Consider the following 4,394-nt stretch of genomic DNA (forward strand, 5'->3'; position numbering starts at 1 on the left):
CAATATGAACGAAAATTAAGCCTTTATCGTTCAGTAATTCTCTAGCAAGAACAAGTCGTTCATAGATCATTTGCAGAAAAGAATCAGTTCCTTTCCCCCAAATATCTCGATACGCAACCATTTCTAAAGTTGACTGCTCTTTTTCGATTGCTTCCTGCTCATCCCCGATCGCCACACTCATCGAAAAATCCGCACCCACATCAAACGGCGGGTCGATATAAATCAGATCGACCTTGCCCTTAAACTCTTGCAACAGCGATGCCATCACCAGCTTGTTGTCGCCCCAGATCAGCCGATTTCTAAAGTCATCCACACGGGGATTCTGCTGCTCAAACAACTCCAACTGCCCCGTCGCCGCCGCTGCCCGTCGCGGTTCATCAATGCTCTCAATCTTCTGCATCGGCATCGCACACCCGGCAATATCCACCTCGCGCCGTTGCCCATACTCGTCATACTTGCCCTCCCACACCAATTCTGTGCGTAGCGTCGAGAGCGGGTGCGGGTTGTGGGGGCCGTAGGTGGGTTGAGACATCATCAAGGCAAAAGTAAATTAAGGTTAGTAGTGACGACTTTAGTCGTCATCCAATATTCACTAAAGTGAATACTACGAACTTGAGTCGGGTTGCCAGGGAAGCCAATCTTCATCTAAAGCCTGTTCCAAGGTAAATTCAGGCTCTTCAGGAATCAAACGAACATCCAACTCACTCGCATTGAGGAACAGTTTTCTGCCATTGCGATATTCCAGCCTAAAGTTCTCCCGAAGGTGGTTTTTTAAGCTAGGGCTGTCTTTGAGTATGGCTTGAACTTGTAAGCGGCAGCTAGCAACCTCAAGCTTCCAACCTCGAAAACAATTTTCTCGTTCGGATTCCCAATACCGCAGCTTAAGAAAATGTTCACATAATCGCATCAAATAGCTAGAAATTTCTCGTTTATCACTTTTTCCCAGGCTCTCAATCTCCTCAATTAAATTTTCTAAGTCAAGGTTACTGAAGTCTCGTGCCCTTAATTGAGCAGCAGTCTCATTCAACCAAAGTTGGTAGTCTGTGTCGTATAGTGACGCTGGTTCAGCTTTAACTTGAGGTGCCATAACTCATTGCCTGCATCGGTGTTTTCATGAGGCCAAGCAGGCCTCAGCTCACTTAGGCCCCTTGGCTATCTTATCGAGTAATGAAGCACACTCGTAACACTCAAGCAGTTCGTGAGCAGCGCCCTAGAAGGCATCGTCAGACTTGAAGAAGAGTACCAATATTGTCTTGAGAATAATCTCAAAATCGTGCTTCAAACTCCAGTTACGCTGATATTTCAAGTCCAGGCGAATCACATCCTCAAACTTGCGAATTTTCGATCGACCACTCACCTGCCACTCACCAGTAATCCCTGGCTTTACATCTAGCCGTTGCCACTCTGGGACATCATATTTTTCAATCTCATCCACAGAAGGGGGACGAGTTCCTACTAGGCTCATTTCCCCTTTCAACACGTTCCAAAACTGGGGAAACTCATCTAGACTGGTCTTGCGCAGAAAGCGTCCAACCTTGGTAATGCGAGGGTCATTCTCATTTTTGAAGAAGTTGCCCTCTGCTTGGTTCTCAACTTGGGATTTAAGGGCTTCTGCATTAGCAACCATGGAGCGAAACTTCCAAATGCGGAAGCGTCGGCCCATCCACCCAGAGCGCACTTGGCTAAAAAAGATAGGGCCAGGGCTGTTCAGCTTAATAGCAATAGCAATGGGAATAAATAGGATTGCGGTGATCCCCAAGCCAACTAGTGCCCCAACAATGTCGATCGCTCGCTTTACCTTTGATCGCACAGAGGGATGGTATGCAGTGCGATCTTCAGCATAGGATGGTAGAGACACTGGCGCGTCACGGTTCTCTGGTAATAGAGAGACGCTAGCATCATCAGAATTGTCGGACTTGGTTATAGATGGGTCTAACTCAGGAGGCATCTCATCCGCCGTGGGCGTTTCTATCTTAAAGAAGTTTTCCATCCCAGTTAGAGACATCACCTCTAGGGGTTGGTTCTTCACATTCCATAGCACAACGTCAACCCCGTGCGCCTTGGCAATTTTCTGGCTAGAAACTAGTGCCCCAATGCCGCTGCTATCAACAAAGGTAGTTTGCTGAAGATCTAACACGATTTGACTAGGTTTCGGGTCAGCCTCACATGCTATCTGACACTTTTGTTTGAGACTAACAGCCTGATGAACACTCAGCAGTTTGGGAAGGCGGAGTATGGATCGTTGGTTGAACTGAATAATGGCGATCGGTTCCTCAGAAGATTTATGTTCCATGGTGCGATGTTTTTGAAGTCGAGAAAAATGTTTGGAAGAAAATCTTGAACATGAGTGATCGATAGCTCAACGGACTTAGGAAATCCTAACATCTAGCAGACGTAAGCACTCCGGTCAAGGCAACATAGTAAACATCCTTGAACATTAGTTAACGAAACTGTTGTCTAAATCGTCTTCAAATCATCAATTACTAGTATCTACGGATATAATACGCAACAAGGCTTACACTTAAAGCTATCTTTACAGTCAAGATTACCCGTCTACCTGCACACAGCTAAACTAGAAGCTGCCAGAGGCCGTACCAACCTTATACTTGCAGATCCCAGCTAGGTTTCAGATCGAACCTCTCTGCCACCCAGGGAGTGAGGTTGTCAAGCTCATTACACTAGCCGTCGGTACCCAAAAATTGATACCAGACGGTTTAATCTTACCAGTCTATGCACCCTGACCATAACTACCTGTAATTAATCTACCAAGACTTCATGAACGACTCAACTATTCTGTCTGGCTAGCAGATAGCAATACGCTGGGAGCGCAATTGTTAGTAGTGTGGTAACAAAAACGTTAGGTATAGCGGGTTGCAATGACTAGACGATACTACAGGTTGCTGCCCTGTTTGCATTGAAGTCAAGCCATAGAACCCTTATCATAAAGGTTACACAGTTACAGTTTTCAACAGCTAACGCCGCCTCTATGCAGACTGAATATCAGCAACGTCGTCAACGAATGATGGAAAAAATTGACCAGGGTACTGCTATTTTTCGCAGCGCACCCATGGCCATTATGCACAACGATGTGGAATATAACTTCCGGCAAGATAGTGATGTTTATTACCTGACTGGGTTTGAAGAGCCGGAAACTGTTGTTGTGCTAGCGCCCCATCATCAGGAACACAAGTTTGTATTGTTCGTGCGTCCTAAAGATCCAGAGCAGGAAACCTGGACGGGTACTCGAGTCGGCGTAGAGGCAGCCAAGGAACTGTATGGGGCTGATGCTGTGTATTCTATCGCCGAGCTAGATGAAAAGTTGCCGCAATATTTGGAAAAGGCTGATCGGATTTATTATCGCCTGGGGCACGACGAGGCGTTTAATGCAAAGGTGTTGAAACACTGGCGGCAACTAATCCGCACCTATCCAAAAACGGGAGTAGGCCCGATCGCCTTAGAGGATCCCATTCTGACTCTCCATAGTCTGCGACAAGTGAAGAGTGATGCAGAGATAGCTCTGATGCGTAAGGCGGCTGACCTCGCAGTGGAAGCCCATAACTTAGCACGGACGATTGCCCGTCCTGGCCTGTATGAATACGAAATCCAAGCAGAAATTGAGCATCACTTCTGTAAGCATGGTGCTGGGCCAGCCTATCCATCCATCGTAGCTTCTGGTGCAAATGCTTGCATTCTGCACTATACCCACAATCGTCGCCAACTTCAGGCTGGTGATTTATTGCTAATTGATGCAGGCTGTACCTACCAGTTCTACAATTCCGACATTACTCGTACATTCCCCGTTAGCGGCAAATTTACCCCAGAGCAAAAAGCCATCTATGAGATTGTGTTGCGGGCACAGCTAGCGGCGATCGAGCAGGCACAACCTGGTAACCCCTATGCCAAGCTCCATGAGACATCTGTGCGGGTTATCGTCGAAGGACTGATGGAGTTAGGCTTGCTTCAGGGGGATATTGAAGAAATTATTAAGGAAGAAAAGTATAAGCCCTTTTTCATGCATCGTACAGGGCACTGGTTAGGGATAGATGTCCATGATGTGGGGGTCTATGCCTATGGTGAAACACCTTATAACCTGCAACCAGGCAATGTTTTTACTGTAGAGCCGGGGATATATATTGCTCCAGACATTAAGCCGGCTGAGGGGCAACCAGACGTGCCTGATCGCTGGAAAGGCATTGGTGTGCGGATTGAAGACGATGTACTTATTACCCCAACGGGGCATGAGGTTCTGACAGCGGGCGTACCCAAATCTGTTGAAGCGATGGAACGTTAAGTTTCCAGCCTGTTGGCCATGGCAATAATTCCAAGAGCTGCCCACAACGCGCAGATCCACTACTGTTGTTCAGTGGGGTGACCATCCTAAAAGTTCAAACGTG

Annotated in this window: 4 protein-coding genes; 1 reads left to right on the forward strand and 3 read right to left on the reverse strand. The window is 47.0% G+C overall.

What is annotated here, in order from left to right; genetic code table 11:
• The 3 genes from NZ772_14655 to NZ772_14665 all read right to left on the reverse strand — a co-directional run.
• The coding region (locus NZ772_14655) for a site-specific DNA-methyltransferase (protein ID MCS6814792.1) at positions 1-535 on the reverse strand (535 nt) is incomplete at its 3' end.
• Between the two features lie 69 nt (positions 536-604).
• A complete protein-coding gene (locus tag NZ772_14660; GenBank protein MCS6814793.1) occupies positions 605-1,087 on the reverse strand; it encodes a DUF29 domain-containing protein in 483 nt (160 codons plus the stop codon).
• Positions 1,088-1,210: 123 nt separating this feature from the next.
• Complete coding sequence (locus NZ772_14665) at positions 1,211-2,293, reverse strand: sugar transferase (GenBank protein ID MCS6814794.1); 1,083 nt, start codon at positions 2,291-2,293, stop codon at positions 1,211-1,213.
• Between the two features lie 693 nt (positions 2,294-2,986).
• Between NZ772_14665 and NZ772_14670 the strand changes: the two genes are divergently transcribed.
• Positions 2,987-4,291 (forward strand): aminopeptidase P N-terminal domain-containing protein, encoded by a 1,305-nt coding sequence (locus NZ772_14670; protein ID MCS6814795.1) that lies wholly within the window; start codon positions 2,987-2,989, stop codon positions 4,289-4,291.
• Positions 4,292-4,394 lie beyond the last annotated feature (103 nt).

The sequence above is a fragment of the Cyanobacteriota bacterium genome (genome assembly GCA_025054735.1).
GTDB lineage: Bacteria > Cyanobacteriota > Cyanobacteriia > SKYG9 > SKYG9 > SKYG9.

Bases quoted from the DNA above. Each gene is read 5' to 3' on its own strand.
- NZ772_14660 (MCS6814793.1), bottom strand. From the start codon at position 1,087: ATGGCACCTCAAGTTAAAGCTGAACCAGCGTCACTATACGACACAGAC.
- NZ772_14665 (MCS6814794.1), bottom strand. From the start codon at position 2,293: ATGGAACATAAATCTTCTGAGGAACCGATCGCCATTATTCAGTTCAAC.
- NZ772_14670 (MCS6814795.1), top strand. From the start codon at position 2,987: ATGCAGACTGAATATCAGCAACGTCGTCAACGAATGATGGAAAAAATT.